19 protein-coding genes and 1 other RNA gene are annotated in these 18465 nt (G+C 60.2%); 9 read left to right on the forward strand and 11 right to left on the reverse strand.

Features of this window, described 5'->3' with window-relative positions; translation table 11 throughout:
- Positions 1-48: 48 nt before the first annotated feature.
- Entirely contained in the window at positions 49-585 is a 537-nt protein-coding gene (locus ACQY1J_RS07775; RefSeq protein ID WP_430251107.1) for an AAA family ATPase, read from the forward strand.
- A 57-nt stretch (positions 586-642) separates the two neighbouring features.
- Here the strand turns inward: ACQY1J_RS07775 and ACQY1J_RS07780 are convergent, their stop codons facing one another.
- From ACQY1J_RS07780 to ACQY1J_RS07790, 3 genes are all read right to left on the reverse strand, one after another.
- Positions 643-1155 carry a DUF1465 family protein gene (locus ACQY1J_RS07780; RefSeq protein ID WP_062461855.1) on the reverse strand — a complete coding sequence of 171 codons (513 nt, stop codon included), beginning with the start codon at positions 1153-1155 and terminating at the stop codon, positions 643-645.
- Between the two features lie 441 nt (positions 1156-1596).
- Positions 1597-1788 (reverse strand): DUF1192 domain-containing protein, encoded by a 192-nt coding sequence (locus ACQY1J_RS07785; RefSeq protein WP_062460843.1) that lies wholly within the window; start codon positions 1786-1788, stop codon positions 1597-1599.
- An 18-nt stretch (positions 1789-1806) separates the two neighbouring features.
- A complete protein-coding gene (locus tag ACQY1J_RS07790; protein WP_062582392.1) occupies positions 1807-3084 on the reverse strand; it encodes an MFS transporter in 1278 nt (425 codons plus the stop codon).
- Between the two features lie 207 nt (positions 3085-3291).
- Between ACQY1J_RS07790 and ACQY1J_RS07795 the strand changes: the two genes are divergently transcribed.
- Positions 3292-3456: a hypothetical protein gene (locus ACQY1J_RS07795; protein WP_092659869.1), complete on the forward strand. Its 165-nt coding sequence runs from the start codon at positions 3292-3294 to the stop codon at positions 3454-3456.
- Here ACQY1J_RS07795 and ACQY1J_RS07800 read toward each other — a convergent pair whose 3' ends face one another.
- From ACQY1J_RS07800 to ACQY1J_RS07820, 5 genes are all read right to left on the reverse strand, one after another.
- Positions 3457-4374: a PhzF family phenazine biosynthesis protein gene (locus ACQY1J_RS07800; protein ID WP_430251108.1), complete on the reverse strand. Its 918-nt coding sequence runs from the start codon at positions 4372-4374 to the stop codon at positions 3457-3459. It lies immediately after the preceding gene.
- A 231-nt stretch (positions 4375-4605) separates the two neighbouring features.
- Positions 4606-5502 (reverse strand): fructose bisphosphate aldolase, encoded by an 897-nt coding sequence (locus tag ACQY1J_RS07805; protein ID WP_430251109.1) that lies wholly within the window; start codon positions 5500-5502, stop codon positions 4606-4608.
- A gap of 271 nt (positions 5503-5773) precedes the next feature.
- A complete protein-coding gene (locus ACQY1J_RS07810; protein ID WP_430251110.1) occupies positions 5774-6973 on the reverse strand; it encodes a phosphoglycerate kinase in 1200 nt (399 codons plus the stop codon).
- Between the two features lie 108 nt (positions 6974-7081).
- Positions 7082-8908 (reverse strand): potassium/proton antiporter, encoded by a 1827-nt coding sequence (locus ACQY1J_RS07815; RefSeq protein ID WP_430251111.1) that lies wholly within the window; start codon positions 8906-8908, stop codon positions 7082-7084.
- Positions 8909-9273: 365 nt separating this feature from the next.
- A complete protein-coding gene (locus ACQY1J_RS07820; RefSeq protein WP_174196150.1) occupies positions 9274-9834 on the reverse strand; it encodes a histidine phosphatase family protein in 561 nt (186 codons plus the stop codon).
- Positions 9835-10025: 191 nt separating this feature from the next.
- On the opposite strand from ACQY1J_RS07820, the gene ACQY1J_RS07825 reads away from it, so the two are divergent.
- Entirely contained in the window at positions 10026-10259 is a 234-nt protein-coding gene (locus ACQY1J_RS07825) for a hypothetical protein (RefSeq protein WP_430251112.1), read from the forward strand.
- A 125-nt stretch (positions 10260-10384) separates the two neighbouring features.
- Here the strand turns inward: ACQY1J_RS07825 and gap are convergent, their stop codons facing one another.
- Positions 10385-11395, reverse strand: a complete 1011-nt coding sequence (gene gap / locus ACQY1J_RS07830) for a type I glyceraldehyde-3-phosphate dehydrogenase (RefSeq protein ID WP_430251113.1) — start codon at positions 11393-11395, stop codon at positions 10385-10387.
- 74 nt (positions 11396-11469) lie between these two features.
- Entirely contained in the window at positions 11470-13446 is a 1977-nt protein-coding gene (tkt, locus tag ACQY1J_RS07835) for a transketolase (RefSeq protein ID WP_430251114.1), read from the reverse strand.
- A 319-nt stretch (positions 13447-13765) separates the two neighbouring features.
- On the opposite strand from tkt, the gene ACQY1J_RS07840 reads away from it, so the two are divergent.
- The 3 genes from ACQY1J_RS07840 (at position 13766) to ssrS (ending at position 14678) form a co-directional block, all read left to right on the forward strand.
- Positions 13766-14038, forward strand: coding sequence for a DUF4164 domain-containing protein (locus tag ACQY1J_RS07840; protein ID WP_062460818.1), 273 nt, complete (start codon positions 13766-13768; stop codon positions 14036-14038).
- A gap of 10 nt (positions 14039-14048) precedes the next feature.
- Positions 14049-14420 carry a cell division protein ZapA gene (locus ACQY1J_RS07845; protein ID WP_062460814.1) on the forward strand — a complete coding sequence of 124 codons (372 nt, stop codon included), beginning with the start codon at positions 14049-14051 and terminating at the stop codon, positions 14418-14420.
- Between the two features lie 99 nt (positions 14421-14519).
- A non-coding RNA gene (gene ssrS, locus ACQY1J_RS07850) (6S RNA) lies at positions 14520-14678 on the forward strand.
- A 96-nt stretch (positions 14679-14774) separates the two neighbouring features.
- Here the strand turns inward: ssrS and ACQY1J_RS07855 are convergent.
- On the reverse strand, positions 14775-15053 hold the full coding sequence (locus tag ACQY1J_RS07855; RefSeq protein ID WP_062460811.1) for a BON domain-containing protein: 279 nt from the start codon (positions 15051-15053) through the stop codon (positions 14775-14777).
- 223 nt (positions 15054-15276) lie between these two features.
- On the opposite strand from ACQY1J_RS07855, the gene ACQY1J_RS07860 reads away from it, so the two are divergent.
- Genes ACQY1J_RS07860 through ACQY1J_RS07870 form a run of 3 tightly spaced genes read left to right on the forward strand, consistent with a single transcriptional unit; the run spans position 15277 to position 18257 of the window.
- Positions 15277-16776 (forward strand): sensor histidine kinase, encoded by a 1500-nt coding sequence (locus ACQY1J_RS07860; RefSeq protein WP_174196153.1) that lies wholly within the window; start codon positions 15277-15279, stop codon positions 16774-16776.
- A complete protein-coding gene (locus ACQY1J_RS07865; RefSeq protein ID WP_430251115.1) occupies positions 16773-17216 on the forward strand; it encodes a response regulator in 444 nt (147 codons plus the stop codon). The genes ACQY1J_RS07860 and ACQY1J_RS07865 overlap by 4 nt, the downstream gene beginning before the upstream one ends.
- Before the next feature lie 9 nt (positions 17217-17225).
- A complete protein-coding gene (locus ACQY1J_RS07870) occupies positions 17226-18257 on the forward strand; it encodes a sensor histidine kinase (RefSeq protein ID WP_062460805.1) in 1032 nt (343 codons plus the stop codon).
- Positions 18258-18465: the final 208 nt, after the last annotated feature.

The raw sequence follows: 18465 nt of genomic DNA on the forward strand, positions 1-18465 counted from the left end.
ACAAAAGAAGCCTGGCGAAAGCCGGGCTTTTTTGTTTTTCTAGGAGGCATGGAGGAGAAGGCCAACTGTCTGTCCAAGCTACCGCTTCCGCTCTGCCGCGTGCTCATCTTCGGCAATGGCGGATCGGGTAAGACGTGGCTTGCGACAAGGATGGGGGCGGCGCTCGGCCATCACCCGATTCATCTGGACGACGTCCACTGGGAGCCGGGGCGTTACGGCATCGCCCGTGATAGGCAGGTCGTTGACGACGACGTTCGCCGGATTGCAGCACAGGATGTCTGGCTGATCGAGGGCGTCTATGGCCGGCTTGCCAGTCTCGCCATCGCCCGGGCAACGACGCTGATTTTCCTCGACATCGCCGACGACGTCTGCCTCGAAAACATTCGCCATCGCGGTCTTCAGGGTGGGGGAAGCGTTGCGTCCTTCGAAGAGCTACTCCATTGGGTGGCGGGCTATCGCTTCCGACACAACAACTGGAATTCATTCGAGGCGCATGACCGGATGTTCAGCGCCTTCGAGGGCCCGAAACACCGGCTGGACTGTCGTGACAGTGTCAACGCCTATCTGGCGTCGCTATCTGCATAGTCCCAAACGCAAAAAGGCAGGCCCAATGCCTGCCTTTGGACTGTCGACGTTCAGATCTCAGCCACCAAATGCGGTGTGAAGCAGGTTCTGCTGGGCGCGGACACTGTTTTCGTTGTCGGAGATGACAACGGCTTCCGGGGCGCGATAGATTTCGCGGTCCAGAAGAGCGACGCGGTTCTGCAAACGAAGCGAGCGTTCGACAAGATCACGGAAACTTTCCGGCAGATCGAGCCAGCCCGGAGCATTGCGATCGACATTGAAGCCGTCGAGACGCACCTTGCTCTTTTCCGAAAGAACCTGATCGCGGCTCATCTCGCCGTTGTTGACGGCACGCTGGAGCAGAAGCCACGATGCCATCTGCATCAGGCGAGTTGTCAGACGCATGGATTCAGCTGCATACAAAACTGAGGCCATGCGCGGCAGAACCTTGGATGCAGCACGACCCTGACCGTCCAGATAGCTTGCTGTCTCTTCAACAAGAGCCATGCCTTCGGAGTATAGTGACTTGAACTGGGCAGAGCTTGCGGCGCGGCCCGCAAAACTCACTGTGTTCAATCCCTGCTCGGACATCGAATTCATTCCTGCTAATGCTTTCTTACTCAGGCAATGGCGAAGTGGCTCAAAAAGTTCCATCTGGCCCGCTGAATGAAGTGAACATGATCCTTATACTGGAAATCCGCAAGGCGTTTCTTAATGAAAGGTTAATACCCACAGGAACCGGTAAACGCCCTCGATCTTCTTGAAATGAAACAGATCTTGCGAAAGCGCAAGTCCCCTGAAAATGGCCTTTGGCACGGGTTTTTGATGGCTGCGTGAGCTTGTACGGACTGACAGCCAAAAAAAAGAGCCGCAAAAGCGGCTCTCAAGGTAAAACAGGGAGAAATCAGACCATTCGCCGAGCGGTGAAACTGTCTGAGTCCGGCAGAACCGAACATCGCTATATTCTCTGTTAATGATTAATGTTTGCTTAAGATTGGTCGTGGTTTTGCGGTTTATTCTTAGTCCGGCACATCAGGTCCGGAAAAAGCTGTCAGCGGCCTTGCGACCCTCAGCCTTCCTCGCCTTCTCTGCTTCCAGTCTCGCGATCTCTTCCTGCAGGATGGTGATGCGCGTCTGCAGTTCGTCCGCAGAGAGCAGCGATAGATCGGCGCCGATCTCGTGAGCTGCGGGTTTCTTCGGGCGGTCGTCGTCGAGAAATGACATTTCAAGGCTCCTTGGCCGTTATGGCGTCGTCTGCTGTTCAGACGCGGCTGCATCCTTGGGTCTTGCGCGCGGATCGAGCGAGAGGCCCTCGGGTGTCGCGAGTGGTCCGTTGGTTCCTGTCACCGTCGTGTAGGCATCGCGTTCGCCAGCAGGGACGGGTGCGCGCTGCCGGCTTCGGACGATCGCATAGACGGTGATCATCAGATGGGCGACAGCCGTGACGCCGAACAGGGCGTGCGGGCCGGCCCAGGTCATGACAGGACCTCCGAGCGTCGGGCCGATGATCGTCCCGATGCCGTAAAGAAGCAACAGGCCGCCGGAGACCTTTACGAAGTCCTCGGGCTGGGCGAAGTCGTTGGCATGGGCAACGGCGATCGGGTAGAGCGCATTTGCGGCGGCGCCGTAGGTCGCGACGAGGATAACGATCGTGTAGACGTTGGTCGGCGCAACCAGCACAACGGCAAGGCCTGCCAGAGCACTGACGCCGGAGAGGACTGCAAGGACATGACGGCGGTCCAGCCTGTCCGACAACCGGCCCGCCGGAAACTGCATGATCGCGCCGGCAAAGATGGTGATCGAGACCATTGCGGCGACCGATCCCTTGTCGAGGCCGACCTTGGTGGCGAACACGGCGCCGAGCGTGCCATAGGCGCCGTTGGCGATGCCGACCAAGAGAATGCCTACGCAGGAGATCGGCGAGTTTCGAAACAGTCCCTTGAGATCCAGCCGCGCGCGTTTCAGCGGTTGTGGTGACGCAGCCTTGGACAGCGTCGTCGGCAGGGCGGCGATCGAGTAGAGGATGCCGCAGACCATGAACAGCGTCGGCAGCGTCACATCGGCAAACGGCACCATCAACTGGCCACCGACAACGCCGAACAGGGTGATGGAGATATAGAAGGAAAAGATCGTGCCCCGGTTTTCCGGTGTGGCACGTTCGTTGAGCCAGCTTTCGATGATCATCGACGTACCGGCAGTGCAAAAGCCGGTGATTGCCCGCAGGATGAGCCACGCGACGTCATCGACCAGCAGGCCGGTCATAAGCACGTTGAGGCAGATCAGGGCCAGAAAGCCGGAAAAAGCGCGAACGTGCCCGATGCGGCGCACGACATTCGGTGCCACGAAGCAACCGATGACGAAACCTGAGGCCCAGGTTGTGCCGAGGAGGCCGAGAACCTCGTTCGAGTAACCTTCGATCGAACCGCGCACCGGCAACAAAAGACCCTGCAGGCCGTTGCCGAGGAACAGAAAGAGCGTACCAGTGAGGAGGGCGAGAACGGGAAGGAGATTACGGCTCATCGTCTATACTGTCAGCTCTCTTCGTGGTCGGTGATCCGCCCTGCCGTGCCGGAGCGATGTTGCGCAGACCGGCACAGGACGTTAACGAAGGTAAGGCAGATCAGAGATCATGACGCAACAGACCCCGATTCTCCTCCCGGTCTAACTGTGGTGGAGAGCAAAAATGTCCAGCCTGTGGCGAGCCTTTGAAACAGTGACGAAAGACAGATGACAAAAACAATCTCCGTCCTGTTGATGCTGGCCATGGTCGTGCAGATCATCAAGCCATTGAACCTCCCGGGCCTCAGGCGCCGAATGGATTTCTGGAAGCTGGCGCTGGTCGCCTTCGCGCTCTGGTCCGTGGCACTGCTGCTGCGCGAGTTCGTCGGCTGATTACAGCTCGATCCGGCCGCTCATCACCTTCACGCAGCTTCCGCTGATCCGCACATCGGTGACGTGACCCTGTCTTTTGACCATGGCGAGCTCGATCACGCTGCGGCGGCCCATCTCCACACCCTGTTCGACGGTCATGCGGATATCGGCGTCAGTTTCAGGGTCAAGCGTCGCGAGGAACGCGCCGAGCGCTGCAGACGCGCTACCCGTTGCCGGGTCTTCCGGCACATTGTCGAGCGGTGCGAACATGCGGGCACGGATATGCAGGGGATCCTTGGCATCACGGACATAGAGAAACAGCGAAAACTCCATCTGATCGCCCGGGCCGATCTCGGCCGCGCGATGGAATGACGTGAGATCCGGCCTGGCCGCGGCGAGCGCCTGCAGGCCGTCCAACTCAGCAACTGCGAATGGCAAGCCGACCGATGCGAAGACGGGTGCGTGATTGTGCATGACGACATGCTCGACGCCGATGGATGCGCAGTCGGCGATACGTTCGGGCTCGATCTCGGCGCCCAGTTCAAGTGGCCGCGGTGCCCGGATGGTTGCGCCGACAACCACATCGCCCTCCCGGATCAGGTCGATCTCGACCAGTCCGGCGATTTCCTCGAAGCGGAGCGTGTTGCCTAAAGCGTTGCCGAACAGGTCGGGCAGGTTTCCAAGGACGAAGGCAGTACCGACATTCGGATGGCCGGCAAAGGGAACCTCTGTCGTCGGTGTGAAGATGCGCACGCGCGCCGTGTTGGCTGGATTGTCCGGTGGAAGCACGAACGTGGTTTCGGAATAGCCGAACTCCGTTGCGATCGCCTGCATCTCATCGCCCGAAAGGCCGCGGGCGTCTGTGATGACCGCAAGCGGATTGCCGAAGAAGCGCTGGTCGGTAAAGACATCGACGGTGACGAAATCGGCAACAGGCATGGACAGGCTCCCCAGTTGAAAACCAACTTCTAGAGCCTGCGATCTCCCATCACCAGACAATGGTTTTGATGGAAGACATCAATCCTGATTGTCTGGGCAGGGTCTGGAAACTAGAAAGGCCGCACCCCCCGGTGCGGCCTCTTCCTCCCATGAAAAGGGCCAGAGCTATTAAAGCTGAGGCGGCCTTTTCCAGGTTCGTGTTCCCGATGCCGCAGCATCAGGGTTAGAGCATCATGCCTTGTTGACGCTCGCGGAATAGATCCCGTCGATGGTTTCAGCCAGGCTCGCGTCGAAATCTGCATCGCTCATCGAGACGCGCAGGTTTTCGGTGAGCGCGCGCGAGAAGCTCGCGATCATGTCGCGGTTGTGGCTCAGCTTTTCGCAGGCATCGACGCGGCTGTAGCCGCCGGACAGGGCAACGAGGCGAACGACCGACTTGTGAGCGGCAAGATCCGCATAGAAATCGGCAACCGTTGGGATCGTTACCTTCAGCATCACGTCTTCGCCCGGACCGAGCGTATCGAGCTGCTGGGCGATCTCGTCGCGCAGGATGGTCTCGGCTTCAGCCTTGGTCGTGCTGTTGATAAGGATCTCCGGTTCGATGATCGGAACGAGGCCCTGTGCGATGATCTGGCGCGCGACTTCGAACTGCTGCTGCACGACGTCAGCGATGCCGGCCTTGTCGGCAGAGGCAATCACCGAGCGCATCTTTGTACCGAAAATTCCCTTTTCGCGGCCGCGGATCAGGAGAGCGTCGAGATCGGGCATCGGTTTCATCAGCTGCACGCCGTTTTCTTCGGCAGCAAGGCCCTTGTCGATCTTCAGGAAAGGGACGACGCCGCGCTTTTCCCAGAGGTAGGAGGGAACAGGTTCGCCATCGACATCGCCATCCATGGTGCGCTCGAACAGGATGGCGCCGACAACCTTGTCGCCTGTAAAGGCCGGTGCCTTCATGATGCGGGCGCGCATGGCGTGCATCAGGCGAAACATCTCTTCGTCGCCCTGGTATTCGGTTTCGGCAATGCCGTAGAGCAGCAGCGCTTTGGGTGTCGAACCACCGCTCTGATCAAGCGCCGCAATGAAACCGGGCGCCGACCTGACTTTGTCCAACATCTTCGCGTCTACCATAATCGCTCCTATCCCTCACAATGGCGCGTTGCGCGCGTGTGCCCATTCAATCTTCGGAGAGCCCGATATTGGAGAGCATATCCGAAGTTCTCTCCCGCCGATAACAGAAGTTCTTTTAAAGGGAAATGATGCTCTAAGCCATTGAAACGATTGAAATCGTTTCAATCGTTTAAAATATTGAATTTCTTTAAATCCGCCTTGCCGATCGGGCGCGGAAGCCTATCTCCCGCGCCTCTGACTCACCAAGAGGCATTCTCCGAACGCTGGCCGATCAGGCCTTTGTCAGAACCGAAACGCCGGGCAGTTCCTTGCCTTCCATCCATTCAAGGAAGGCGCCGCCAGCGGTCGAAACGTAGGAGAAATCGTCGGCCACGCCCGCATGGTTGAGTGCTGCCACCGTATCCCCGCCACCGGCGACCGAAATCAGCCTGCCGGCCTTGGTCTCGGCAGCTGCGAATTTGGCAGCGGAGACCGTCGCGGTGTCGAATGGCGCGATCTCGAAGGCGCCGAGCGGGCCGTTCCAGACCAGCGTCGAGGCCTTGCCGATCCATTCGTTGACGGCTTCGACGGATTTCGGGCCGACGTCGAGCATCATCGCGTCAGACGGGATGGCATCGATCGCGACGGTTTCGTTTGCGGCATTCGCCTTGAACTCGCGGGCAACGACGCCGTCGCTCGGCAGCACGATGGTGCAGCCGGACGCTTCGGCTTCCGCCATGATGGCGCGGGCGGTGTCTGCGAGATCATGTTCGCAGAGGGACTTGCCGACATCGATGCCTTGCGCAGCAATGAACGTATTCGCCATGCCGCCGCCGATCACCAGCGCATCCACCTTTTTCACGAGGTTCTGCAGCAGATCGATCTTGCTGGAAACCTTGGCGCCGCCGACGATGGCAACGACCGGGCGGGCAGGCTCGCCGAGGCCCTTTTCCAGCGCTTCGAGCTCCGCCTGCATGGTGCGGCCGGCATAGGCGGGCAGGCGGTGGGCAAGACCTTCCGTGGAGGCATGGGCGCGGTGCGCGGCCGAAAAGGCGTCGTTGACGTAGATGTCGCCGTTTTTCGCCAGTTCTTCGGTAAAGCCGCTGTCGTTCTTTTCCTCGCCCGTGTGGAAGCGGGTGTTTTCGAGAAGCAGAACATCGCCGTTCTTCATCGAAGCGACCGCATCTTCCGCTTCAGGGCCTATGCAGTCGGATGCGAAGAGGATCTTCTGACCCAACACTTCATTGACGGCCATGACGATCTGCGACAGCGACATGTCGGCGACCGGTTCACCCTTGGGGCGGCCGAAATGGGCAAGCAGGATGACCTTGGCGCCCTTCTTCGACAGTTCCGTGATCGTTGGGGCAACGCGCTCGATACGGGTTGCATCCGTCACCTTGCCGTCGCTCACGGGAACGTTGAGGTCGACGCGGACGAGAATGCGCTTACCTGCGATATCGGTGAGGTCGTCGAGGGTCTTGAAGGCCGGCATGTTACTGATCCCGTTGCTTGATAAAGGGTGGCGGGACCATACTATTCTTGTCCGACGGCGCAAGGCTGTGAGACGAACGAAATGACCTGCGTGCCGGTCTTCCGATGTTCAGGCGGAGGGGCGGCCGGGCACCGGCTTGCCGCGATACTTGCGGATCTGGTCGCGGATGCGGTGGGCAATTTCGCGCATGTTGATGAAAATCGGCAGCTTGGTGGCAGGCTCCACCGGTTCCAGCGAGACGCCGATCTTGGTGACATGATCAAGCTCGTCGGTTTCCCGGACGATCAGCACGATCGAGCCGAAACGCATGCGGTCGGCATATTCCGTCTTGCCGCCCAGCCGGGAAAGCATCAGTTCGCCGATCGTCATTGCCTGCTCGGTTGCCGAGAGCAGGCCCGGACCATAGGCGAGGTCCAGTTCGGTTGCGGGCCGTGTCGGCGAGATGGCGAAGGCGCCGAAGAACTCGGCATCGTCATCATCGACAGGCACGCGGCTCGCAAACAGCCGATCGAGCAGTTTCGTGTAGTTCGGCGTCACGAACAGATAGACCTGATCGTTCTCCCGCAGGCGTCCGGCATACTGGTAGCGCAGGCTGCGGCCGTCGCGGATGACCAGCGACGGCATGGCCCAGCGGGGAATGCGTTCGCCGGACAGGATCGGGCTGTCTTTCAGGACGCGGTAAGAGATCAGTTCATGGGTCGCCTTGCCGGGAAGGTCGAGTTCCAGCTTGTCGACGGCGCCGATCCGCGGCGGGATGATCAACCCGAGATACCGCGCCACCGGCTTGATCGTCCAACCCTGGAGAAGAAGCGAGACGAGCACGATGATGAAGGTGACGTTGAAAAAGACGGACCCGTTTTCGGCGCCGGACAGGATCGGCGTGATGGCGAGCAGGATGGAAACCGCACCGCGCAGGCCGACCCAGGAGAGAAAACCGATTTCCTGCTGCGTGAAGTCATAGGCCATCAGGCTGATCCACACGGCAATCGGGCGGGCGACGAAAATCAGGAACAGCGCCAGACCGATCGCCGGCACGAGCAGGATCGGGAACTGGGATGGTGTCGCGAGCAGGCCGAGCACCAGGAACATGATGATCTGCGCCAGCCACGTCAGCCCCTCGTTGAAGCGCGTGATCTGGTGCTTGGCAAACATCTTGCGATTGCCCGAGTAGATGCCGGCCACATAGACCGCAAGGAAGCCGCTGCCGCCCATCGCGCCGGTAAAGGCGAACACGAGCAGGGCAAGCGTCAGGACGAGGATTGGCGCCAGACCCCGATCGGAGGTGAAGCGGTTCAGGACCCAGACGATCATCAAGCCGCCGAGCAGGCCGAAGATTACGCCGAGCCCCATTTCCTCGAGGAACATGACGGCGAAATGCAGGTCGAGGCCGCCGAAGCCCTGGCCGGTGGCCAAAAGCTCGGACAGCGCGATCGTCAGGAAGATCGCCATCGGGTCGTTGGTGCCGGATTCGACTTCGAGCGTCGAGCGCACCTTGTCACGTATGTTGATGCCGCCGATGCGCAGCAGGAAGAACACCGCGGCGGCATCAGTCGAAGCGACGATCGACCCGAGCAGAAAGCCTTCGAGCCAACTGAAGCCTAGGAAATACTTCGCCGCGACGCCGAAGACGCCGGCGGTCAACAGCACGCCGACGGACGCGAGCGTCAGCGCCGGAACCGCGGCTATTCGGAAGGAGTGGAGCGAGGTGCCGAAGCCGCTGTCGAACAGGATGATGGCGAGCGCCAACGACCCCAGCATGAAGGTGAAGGAGTAGTTCTCGAAGCGGATGCCAAGACCATCGACACCGGCGAGCAGGCCGATCGATAGGAAGACGAGAAGCAGGGGAGCGCCGAACCGGAAGGCAAGCAGGCTGGAAAAGGCCGCAGCCAACACCAGAACCGTGCCGACCAGCAGGATGATGTAGAAAGCCTCCAAAGTCCCCGTCCTTCCTCTCGCCGCCGTTTACGGAAATCCATCCATCAGGCCCGGCGATTGCCGAATCCTGTGCCGCTGCCGCGATGCGGCAAGATAGCCATGGAGCAGATCCCGGTCAGTGGCCGGGCGATTCGATGTGCATATTCAAATAGACGGGAACAAATCCGGCAAGAGAAGGGCCGGGGCTAAGAAAAATCACGCCGGTGCGAAGTGAATGGTTGGCGCAGGCCGGTCCGGCAGCGACCTCGGCCACGATGGCGTCATTGTCGGTCAGCACGTCGTGAAGGTTGGTTTGGTCGCGGACACGCCGAAGAGCTGCTCGCAGCGCAGGTCTAAGGAGCGAAAAGCATTTCCCTTCGCTGCTATTACTCAGCGGCGACCCTGCCGATCACCGTCAGTGGATCGGCCGCACGTGCCGTGACGAACAGGAGTTCGCCGCTGGCAGGAACGATGTTGGTAAGCCCGGTTATGTTGACCTGGTGGGTGACCAGCACAACCGGCCGGCCGGGCGGCAAGCCCGTCATCCAGGCGCGCAGGGCCTGCGTCTGCGGCCTGCCATCTTCGGGACTGCCGAAAAACGAGTTGAGCAGCGGCTGCGGCTCGACCGGTCCAAGACCAAGACCTTTAGCGGTATCGAGGCAGCGGCACCACTGGCTGGAAAAGACCCGCGCCTGCGCCACGCCGTTCTCCCGGAAGAGCGTGCCGATACGGCCCGCCTGAGCGATGCCCTGCGCGGAGAGATTGCGCTGCGTGCTGCAGTCCCCGATCGCAAAATTCGCTGGATCGCCGGTTCCGGGTGCAATCGCGTGACGAAGCAGCACCAGAGCCGCGCCAGTGCGAAGCTCTGCCCAAGGATCGGATTGCGCCCTTGCATTGCTGGTCAGGGCAAGAGCGGAGGCGATCAGCAACTGGCGTCGCAGAAACATGGCGTATCTCCAGGTGGTGCTGGCGTTTGTCTGTCCAAAGCCAATACGTGCAATGATACTGCGTGGTTTCCACCCTCACGAAAAATAACATCCCTCGGATGGGGTATCTGCTGACGCCGGCAGTCATGATCGCAATTGGGTCGTGCCAGAAAGTGTGCTAAGCGCCGGCGAAACAATGACTGGAGCATACCATGAGCGAACCGACCGTAGCCGAAGCGACAAACCGCATTTATCAATCGCTTCAGGCCAACAATGCCGATCTCGACACGCATATCGCAACCCTCAAGGCAGCGCTGACCCAGGCTGGCCAGAAGGAAGCCGAGTTCGACCCGGCGCGGATCGTGCAGAACAATCGTCAGGGCCGCAAGCTGATGCAGGCCTATTTTCGCCAGCGCGGCGTGACGGTGAAGTTTACGGCGTCCTGAAGAATTGTTGCGCGGGCGACCTCTCCCGTCCACATCCTATAACGCAAAACCCCCTCCTTTAAGGGGAGGGGGTTAAAAGCCCGAGCATCAAGACCGGTCCTTGAGAAGCGGCATACGCGCTTTCTTTAGATCAGCTTGCCCATGGCAACAGCGGTATCCGACATGCGGTTGGAGAAGCCCCACTCGTTGTCGTACCAGGTCAGGATGCGCACGAACGTGCCTTCGAGAACCTTTGTCTGGTCGAGAGCGAAGATCGAGGAGTGGCTATCGTGGTTGAAGTCGCGGGAAACCAGCGGCTCGTCTGTGTAGCCGAGGATGCCCTTCAGCTTGCCGTCTGCGGCAGACTTGATGGCGTCGTTGATTTCGGCAACCGTTGTGGCGCGCTTGGCGACGAAGTTGAAGTCGACGACCGAGACGTTCGGGGTCGGAACGCGGATCGACGTGCCGTCGAGCTTGCCCTTCAGTTCCGGCAGAACGAGGCCAACGGCCTTGGCTGCACCGGTCGAAGTCGGGATCATCGACAGAGCCGCTGCACGGGCGCGGTAGAGGTCCTTGTGCATCGTGTCGAGGGTCGGCTGGTCGCCGGTGTAGGAATGGATCGTCGTCATGAAGCCGTGGTCGATGCCGACGGCGTCGTTCAGCACCTTCACGACCGGAACCAGGCAGTTCGTGGTGCAGGATGCGTTGGAGATGACCAGGTGGTCCTTGGTCAGCTGGTCGTCGTTGACGCCGAACACGACCGTGAGGTCAGCATTGTCGCCGGGAGCCGAGATGATGACGCGCTTGGCGCCGGCCGTCAGGTGGGCAGCGGCCTTGTCACGGGCGGTGAAGATGCCGGTGCATTCGAGCGCGATATCGACGCCCATTTCGGCGTGCGGCAGCTGGGCCGGGTCACGCACCGCGGTTACCTTGATCGGCTTGCCGCCGGCGACGATGATCGTGTCGCCTTCGACCTTGACGTCCGCCGGGAACTTGCCGTGGATCGAGTCGTAGCGCAGAAGGTGGGCATTGGTCTCGACCGGGCCGAGATCGTTGATCGCGACGACTTCGATGTCGGTGCGGCCGGATTCGACGATCGCGCGCAGGACGTTGCGGCCGATACGGCCAAAGCCGTTGATGGCAACCTTTACAGTCATAGAGTTCTCCCGAGAAATTAGTTTGGCAGTAGGACGGGGCGGGCGGTTTTACCGTCGCCCCGTCGTTTGAATGATCAGGCGAGCTTTGCATCGGCTGCGGCGACGATGGCGTCAGCCGTGATGCCGAAGTGCTTGAAGACATCCTTGGCAGGACCCGAAGCGCCAAAGCCATTCATGCCGACGAACGAGCCTTCAGGACCGATAAAGGCATCCCAGCCTTCGCGGACAGCTGCTTCAACCGCAATCTTGACCGGCGAGTTGCCGAGGATTTCGCGGCGATAGTCGTCCGGCTGTTCGAAGAACAGTTCGGTGCAGGGCACGGAAACGACGCGTGTGCTGATGCCCTTTTCCTCGAGTGTCTTTGCCGCCGCAATCGCCAGCTCGACTTCCGAACCGGAAGCAAAGATGGTGACCTTGGCATCAGCATTGCCCGAAAGCGTGTAGGCGCCGAGCGTGCAGAGGTTCTTTTCCGAATATTCGGTACGAGCCGGTGCAAGGTTCTGACGTGTGAGCGCGAGAGCCGACGGACGGTCCTTCGTTTCGAGCGCGATCTGCCAGCATTCGGCCGTTTCGGTCGCATCGGCCGGGCGGAACACCATCAGGTTCGGGATGGCGCGAAGGCTTGCCACCTGTTCGACCGGCTGGTGGGTCGGGCCATCTTCGCCAACGCCGATCGAGTCATGCGTCAGAACGTGGATGACGCGAATGCCCATCAGGGACGCGAGGCGGATCGGCGGACGGCAATAGTCCGAGAAGATCATGAAGCCGCCGCCGTAGGGGATCAGACCGCCATGCAGGGTGACGCCGTTCATGGCCGATGCCATGCCGTGTTCGCGGATGCCCCAGTGCATGTAGCGGCCGGAGAAGTCCGCCGGCGTGATCGAGACCATCTGGCTGGTCTTGGTGTTGTTCGACGGCGTCAGGTCGGCGGAGCCGCCGAGCGTTTCCGGCACGAAACCGTTGATGACTTCCAGAACGTCTTCCGACGCCTTGCGGGTCGCAACGGTCGGCTTGGTTTCAGCAAGCTTCTTCTTGAAGTCGTTGATGGCGGCATCGAAGCCTGCAGGCAGGTCACCGGCAAAGCGGCGGTCGAATTCGGCCTTGTGGGCAGACGCTGCAAGGCGGCCTTCCCAGGCCTTGACGGCTTCGACGGAGCGGATGCCGGCTGCGCGCCAGTCGGACAGCACGTCGTTCGGAATGACGAAGGGTTCGTATTCCCAGTTCAGTGCCTTGCGGGTGGCTGCAATTTCCTCGGCGCCGAGCGGCGAACCGTGAACCTTGTGGCTGCCGGCCTTGTTCGGCGAACCGAAGCCGATCGTGGTCTTGCAGGCGATAAAGGTCGGGCGGTCGGACTTGTGGGCCTGCTCGATCGCGTCTGCGATAGCGGCCTGATCGTGACCGTCGATCTCGATCGTGTTCCAGTGCACGGCCTTGAAGCGGGCGATCTGGTCTGTCGAGTCCGACAGCGACACGGCGCCGTCGATGGTGATCGAGTTGTTGTCCCAGAACAGGATCAGCTTGTTCAGCTTCAGGTGGCCGGCAAGCGCGATGGATTCATGGCTGATGCCTTCCATCAGGCAGCCGTCGCCGTTGATCACATAGGTGTAGTGATCCTGCAGGTCGGCGCCGAATTCTTCGCGCAGCTTGCGTTCGGCGATTGCCATGCCGACGGCGTTGCCGATGCCCTGGCCGAGAGGACCAGTGGTGGTCTCGATGCCGGTCGCATGGCCGTATTCCGGATGTCCGGCAGTCTTGGAGCCGAGCTGGCGGAACCCTTTCAGGTCGTCCACCGACATGTCAGGATAGCCGGTCAGATACAGGACCGAGTACAGCAGCATCGAGCCGTGGCCGGCCGACAGCACGAAGCGGTCGCGGTCGGGCCAATGCGGCTTGGTCGGGTCGAATTTCAGGTATTTGGTAAACAGGACCGTTGCGACGTCAGCCATGCCCATGGGCATGCCCGGGTGTCCGGAATTCGCCTTTTCGACGGCATCCATGGCAAGGAAACGGATCGCATTGGCCATCCGGTCGTGTTGTTCGCGAGAAATCATGGCTAATCCACTATCGTCCGAGTGTCGGTCAGGCCCTATGATCGGGCCTCGTCAGGAAGCGTCCGATCCATATCAGGTGGGGCGCGCAAGTCAACAAAAGGCGGGCCACCGGTGGCACATAATGATCGGGTTTAGCACAGTCTGCCTGCTATTTCGGCAGGGCCGCCGAGTGCCCTTGATCAGCGACGATCCACAGTTCGATGCGGTATCGTCTGCGTGTTTTATTGACCGGCTTTCAAGCGGTGAATAGTCTACGGCGCTTGTTGGCGAGGCGCTGCCGTACGATTCGGCGCCGATCGCGACCTCACGGGATATACGCATGCCGGCAGAAAAGACGGTGGATCTGGCGCTTTCGGAACTTCGGGCTGCGATAAGCGGGCTGGAGAATGCCGTCGATGTGCGCATCGAGCAGCAAAGAGACCAGGGCGAGATGGAAGGCGAGGTCAAGCGCGTGCATGCCGATCGATCGCGCCTGGCGCAGGAGCTGGATCAGTCGCAGTTTCGGGCCAATCGTCTCGAAGAGGTCAACCGCGAGGTTTCCCGCCGTCTGGTGACGGCGATGGAGACGATCCGCGCGGTTCTGGACCGGTAAGGAAAAAGAGATGGCCCAGGTAACGGTAACGATCGACGGCAAAGCCTATCGGATGGCTTGCGAAGAAGGTCAGGAACAGCACCTGACGGACCTCGCCGACCAATTCGACCGCTATGTCGGACATCTGAAGGGCCAGTTCGGCGAGATTGGTGATCTTCGCATCACGGTCATGGCCGGGATCATGATCATGGATGAGCTTTCCGAGCTGACCCGCAAGGTCGGTGCGCTCGAAGGCGAGGTGCAGTCGCTGAAATCCAACCGCGCCGGTGCCGCTGAAAACCAGAGCCGCAGCGACGAGCTTGTCGTCTCCGCCCTGAGCGAGCTTTCATCCAGACTGGAAGGCCTGACCGCGAAGCTCAACGGCCGTGTGCCGGCGAACTAAGACCGTCTCACGCCGGGGTTCAGCGTCGCTGAAAGCCTGCAGAAAAAAATGCCTCGCGATGCCACTGGCGCGCCATCGACTTCAGCCTTATATTGAAAATGCGTTCTGCGCTTCTCGACAGGAACCACAATCCCTGGGGCCATACTCGATCCAAAGGGAGCTGTCCCTGGCCAGGCCCGTGGGCTTGGACATATGGCGCCCACCTACGTTTGTAGGCACCCAGGATCGTAAAAATCCATCGGTCGCCGCGGATCGCACCTTACAGAATTCGGGCTCGATCATTCATAATGGTCGGGCCCAAAAACGAAAAACCCCGCTCAAGGCGGGGTTTTGCACGTCTAGTCGATGGGATGCTTACGAGCGCTTTTCGATCGAGCAGACCAGAACACGGGAGAGAACGCGCTCATAGCCAACGATTTCGCGAGCGATCCGCATAACGCGGGCATGGTCGCCACTGGAGCTGACAACGCCTTCAAGAACAATGAAGTCGCCGGTCACGTCGACAGTGAGGTTGCTGCTGTCGAAGTTGGGGAGGTAACTCAGTTCCGTTTCGATAGCGGTCTTTTCCATCATCATGCCGTGGTCATGGGCAAAGGCGAATGAAGCGGTAGGCTGAAGGCTGCTCAAGAACATTGTCGAAACTCCCAACATGAACGTCTGATGAATGAACTGTTGTCTTACGTTTATGTTCCGAATGTGTCCGCGCTTTTTCTAATTTCTTTTTCCAGTACACGAGTTCGTCAGATTGCCAGTCCGGTTTTCCCCTGATGTGGCATCAGGCGCCCCTGTCTGACGCTTGACAATGGCCGCGCCGTTTCCGAGTAAGTCTCCGTGTTTTCAATCGGCGGACTTCTTCATGCCCAACGCAAAAGCCACGTTCGCCCGCTCGTCGCTCCTGATGCTCGTCATCGGCGCGGCCATCTTGCTCGGCATCGTGATGTCTTCTTTCTTCCTGGCGCAGATGACCAGGACCTATTTCGATGACGTCACGAAGCTGAGAGCATTGCGGGCGACCACTGCCGATCTGCTTTTGCTTGTGCAAACCGCCGAGACCGGACAGCGCGGCTACCTGCTGGTGCAGGATCCGCTGTTCCTCGAGCCCTACCGGACATCCATCGGTGCGCTGCCGCTCCAGCTGCAGAAGGTGGAGCGGACGGCGGCCAATCAGGACATCGTCAGCGTTCCGCTGGACGAGATCCGCAGCCTGATCGCGCTAAAGACCAATGAGATGCAGGCGACGCTGTCGCTCGCAAGTTCGGGTCAGGTCGAGCAGGCAGTCGCCATCGTTCGCAACCAGTCGGGCCTCGAGGCCATGCAGAAATTGCGCGCCCTGCTTGGCGGCGTGATCGGCGAACTGGATGGACACCTGATTTCCGGCATTGGCGAGATTCGCGGAAGTTCCGAAAAGCTGCAGTGGTTTACCGTCGGCGGCGGTATCCTGATCATTCTCGTTCTCGGCGGCGCGATTGCCATCGTCTTCCAGCATGTCCGCCAGCTTCAGAAGGCCCGTGCCGAGGTGGAAACCTTGAATGCCGGGTTGGAGGAGCGGGTCAACGAGCGTACCGAAGACCTCATCCAGGCAAACCGCGAGATCCAGCGATACGCCTATATCGTCTCGCACGATCTGAGAGCGCCGCTTGTCAACATCATGGGCTTTACCAGCGAGCTGGATAGTTCGCTCAAATCGATCTCCGCCTACGTGCTGGCCGATGACGTCAAGCCGAGCGAACTTCAGGTGAGGGACGCCCGGCTTGCAGTCGAGGAAGATCTTCCAGAGGCAATCGGTTTTATCCGTTCGTCGACCAAGAAGATGGATGGCCTGATCAACGCCATCCTGAAGATCTCCCGCGACGGTCGGCGTGAGCTGAAGCCGGAGCGGATCGACCTGAGCGAACTCCTGGAGGCAACTGCCGCGAGTGTCTACCATCAGGTCAACGAGGGCGGCGGCGAAGTGGCGATTTCCACGTCGGCCGCAAAGACCCTCGTCACCGACCGGTTCTCGCTGGAGCAGGTTTTCGGTAACCTGTTCGACAATGCGGTCAAATACCAACATCCCGACCGGCCGCTGGCGCTGTCGATCACGTCAACGCCGCTCGGGCGAAGCTTCGTCCGGATCGAGGTTGCCGATAACGGGCGCGGCATTGCGCCGGAAGACCACGAACGGGTGTTCGAGCTGTTCCGCCGTTCCGGCGTGCAGAACCAGCCCGGCGAGGGCATCGGCCTTGCGCATGTGCGATCATTAGTCAGAAATTTAGGTGGCGAGATTACGATCACGTCAACCTTGGGCGGCGGTGCGACATTCATCATCCGTCTGCCCACCGATCTGTCCCAATATGTCAGGAGTCATGGGTCATGAATGCTGCCGGCAAAGAAGTTACCATCGTTATGGTCGAGGACGACGAGGGGCATGCGCGCCTCATCGAAAAGAATGTCCGTCGAGCAGGCGTCCACAACGAGATCGTCCCGTTCACAAACGGAAACGCGGCGCTCGATTATATTCTCGGCGCTGACCGCCTGGGAGCGGCCAATGCGGATCGGTATTTGCTGATCCTTCTCGACCTCAACCTCCCCGATATGTCGGGTATTGACATACTTGAGAAGGTGAAGTCCAACCCTCACTCGAAGCGACTGCCCGTGGTCATCCTGACCACGACCGACGACGAGCGAGAGATCCAGCGGTGCTACGATCTCGGTGCCAACGTTTATATAACGAAGCCAGTGGATTATGAGAGTTTCGCGCACGCCATCAGACAGCTCGGTCTGTTCTTTGCCGTGATGCAAATTCCCGGACAATGACGAGACGTGATGCAGCACACCATTCTCTACGTCGATGACGACCTTGCCCTTGCGCGGCTTGCCGTGCGCAATCTGGGTCGCTTCGGCTATCAGGTCGTCCATGCCGTGGATCTGTCCGCGGCAATGGAGACCGTTGAGAAGGGTGGCGTGCACGCAGTGGTTCTCGACCACTATCTCAGCACCGGTACCGGCCTCGAAATCCTTCACAGGCTGAACGAGATGGGGGCGGGGCTCCCGGTCATCTACGTCACCGGTTCGAGCGATGCGACGATCGCGATCGACGCATTGAAGAACGGTGCGTCCGACTATGTCATCAAGACGGTGGGCGACGAGTTCTGGCCGCTGATGCAGAGCGCGATCGGCCAGGGGATTGCGACCGCCGAGCTTCGCCGCGCCAAGGAGCGCGCCGATCAGGAGATCCGGCTTGGCAAGGAACGCGCCGAGGTGCTGTTGACGGAAGTCAACCACCGCGTCGCCAACAGCCTGGCGCTGGTCGCCGCGCTGATCCGTCTCCAGGTGTCGAGCAGCAAGAACGACGACGTCAAGGCGGCCCTGTCGGAGACGCAGGCGCGCATCTCCGCGATCGCCGGCATGCACCGCAGCCTCTACACGTCCGACGACGTGCGCCAGGTGGAGATGGACAAGTATCTCGGCACTCTGGTCAAGGAAGTGCAGGGTACGGTCAACGATCACCAGAGCGCGACGATCCTTTTGCAGGCCGACGAACTCTCGCTGAAGTCCGACCGGGCCGTCTCCGTCGGGATGATCGTGACCGAACTTCTCACCAATGCGCTGAAATATGCCTATCCGCCGGGCGCTGAGGGCGAGGTGCGTGTGCTTCTCAAGCGGCAGGATGATGACAAGGCGCTGCTTGCGGTTGAGGACGACGGCGTCGGCTGGAAGGAAGGCGACATGCCGAAGGGCACGGGTCTTGGCAGTCGAATCGTCAAGTCGATGGCGGCAACGCTTGGTGCTTCCATCCAATATGTGCCGCGCGAAAGCGGCACCCGCGCCGAACTGCTGATCGACCTGACGGCGTGATTTCTCCCTTTCCGACCGGACGCTCGCAAGTTCCACAGTGACGGCCATTGCATTGGACGCATGCTGACCCTATGATTTCCACCGCGAGCGAAGGTGCATAGCTCCGAGAACCCCCAAGGATTGCGGGCGGTTTTCCGAACTGTGCGCGAAGCAGCGCCGACGCGCCCATAGGGTGCGTTCGATAACGGTTCTCGTTGAAGTGGGCCGT

Source organism: Neorhizobium sp. DAR64860/K0K1 (assembly GCF_050500205.1).
GTDB classification, from domain to species: Bacteria; Pseudomonadota; Alphaproteobacteria; order Rhizobiales; family Rhizobiaceae; genus Neorhizobium; species Neorhizobium soli.

Coding starts and splice junctions, on each gene's coding strand:
- ACQY1J_RS07860 (WP_174196153.1), top strand. CDS start 15,277: ATGCCCAACGCAAAAGCCACGTTCGCCCGCTCGTCGCTCCTGATGCTC.
- ACQY1J_RS07855 (WP_062460811.1), bottom strand. CDS start 15,053: ATGTTCTTGAGCAGCCTTCAGCCTACCGCTTCATTCGCCTTTGCCCAT.
- ACQY1J_RS07840 (WP_062460818.1), top strand. CDS start 13,766: ATGCCGGCAGAAAAGACGGTGGATCTGGCGCTTTCGGAACTTCGGGCT.
- ACQY1J_RS07805 (WP_430251109.1), bottom strand. CDS start 5,502: ATGGTAGACGCGAAGATGTTGGACAAAGTCAGGTCGGCGCCCGGTTTC.
- ACQY1J_RS07825 (WP_430251112.1), top strand. CDS start 10,026: ATGAGCGAACCGACCGTAGCCGAAGCGACAAACCGCATTTATCAATCG.
- ACQY1J_RS07845 (WP_062460814.1), top strand. CDS start 14,049: ATGGCCCAGGTAACGGTAACGATCGACGGCAAAGCCTATCGGATGGCT.
- gap (WP_430251113.1), bottom strand. CDS start 11,395: ATGACTGTAAAGGTTGCCATCAACGGCTTTGGCCGTATCGGCCGCAAC.
- ACQY1J_RS07810 (WP_430251110.1), bottom strand. CDS start 6,973: ATGCCGGCCTTCAAGACCCTCGACGACCTCACCGATATCGCAGGTAAG.
- ACQY1J_RS07780 (WP_062461855.1), bottom strand. CDS start 1,155: ATGTCCGAGCAGGGATTGAACACAGTGAGTTTTGCGGGCCGCGCCGCA.
- ACQY1J_RS07820 (WP_174196150.1), bottom strand. CDS start 9,834: ATGTTTCTGCGACGCCAGTTGCTGATCGCCTCCGCTCTTGCCCTGACC.
- ACQY1J_RS07785 (WP_062460843.1), bottom strand. CDS start 1,788: ATGTCATTTCTCGACGACGACCGCCCGAAGAAACCCGCAGCTCACGAG.
- tkt (WP_430251114.1), bottom strand. CDS start 13,446: ATGATTTCTCGCGAACAACACGACCGGATGGCCAATGCGATCCGTTTC.
- ACQY1J_RS07790 (WP_062582392.1), bottom strand. CDS start 3,084: ATGAGCCGTAATCTCCTTCCCGTTCTCGCCCTCCTCACTGGTACGCTC.
- ACQY1J_RS07800 (WP_430251108.1), bottom strand. CDS start 4,374: ATGCCTGTTGCCGATTTCGTCACCGTCGATGTCTTTACCGACCAGCGC.
- ACQY1J_RS07775 (WP_430251107.1), top strand. CDS start 49: ATGGAGGAGAAGGCCAACTGTCTGTCCAAGCTACCGCTTCCGCTCTGC.
- ACQY1J_RS07870 (WP_062460805.1), top strand. CDS start 17,226: ATGCAGCACACCATTCTCTACGTCGATGACGACCTTGCCCTTGCGCGG.
- ACQY1J_RS07795 (WP_092659869.1), top strand. CDS start 3,292: ATGACAAAAACAATCTCCGTCCTGTTGATGCTGGCCATGGTCGTGCAG.
- ACQY1J_RS07865 (WP_430251115.1), top strand. CDS start 16,773: ATGAATGCTGCCGGCAAAGAAGTTACCATCGTTATGGTCGAGGACGAC.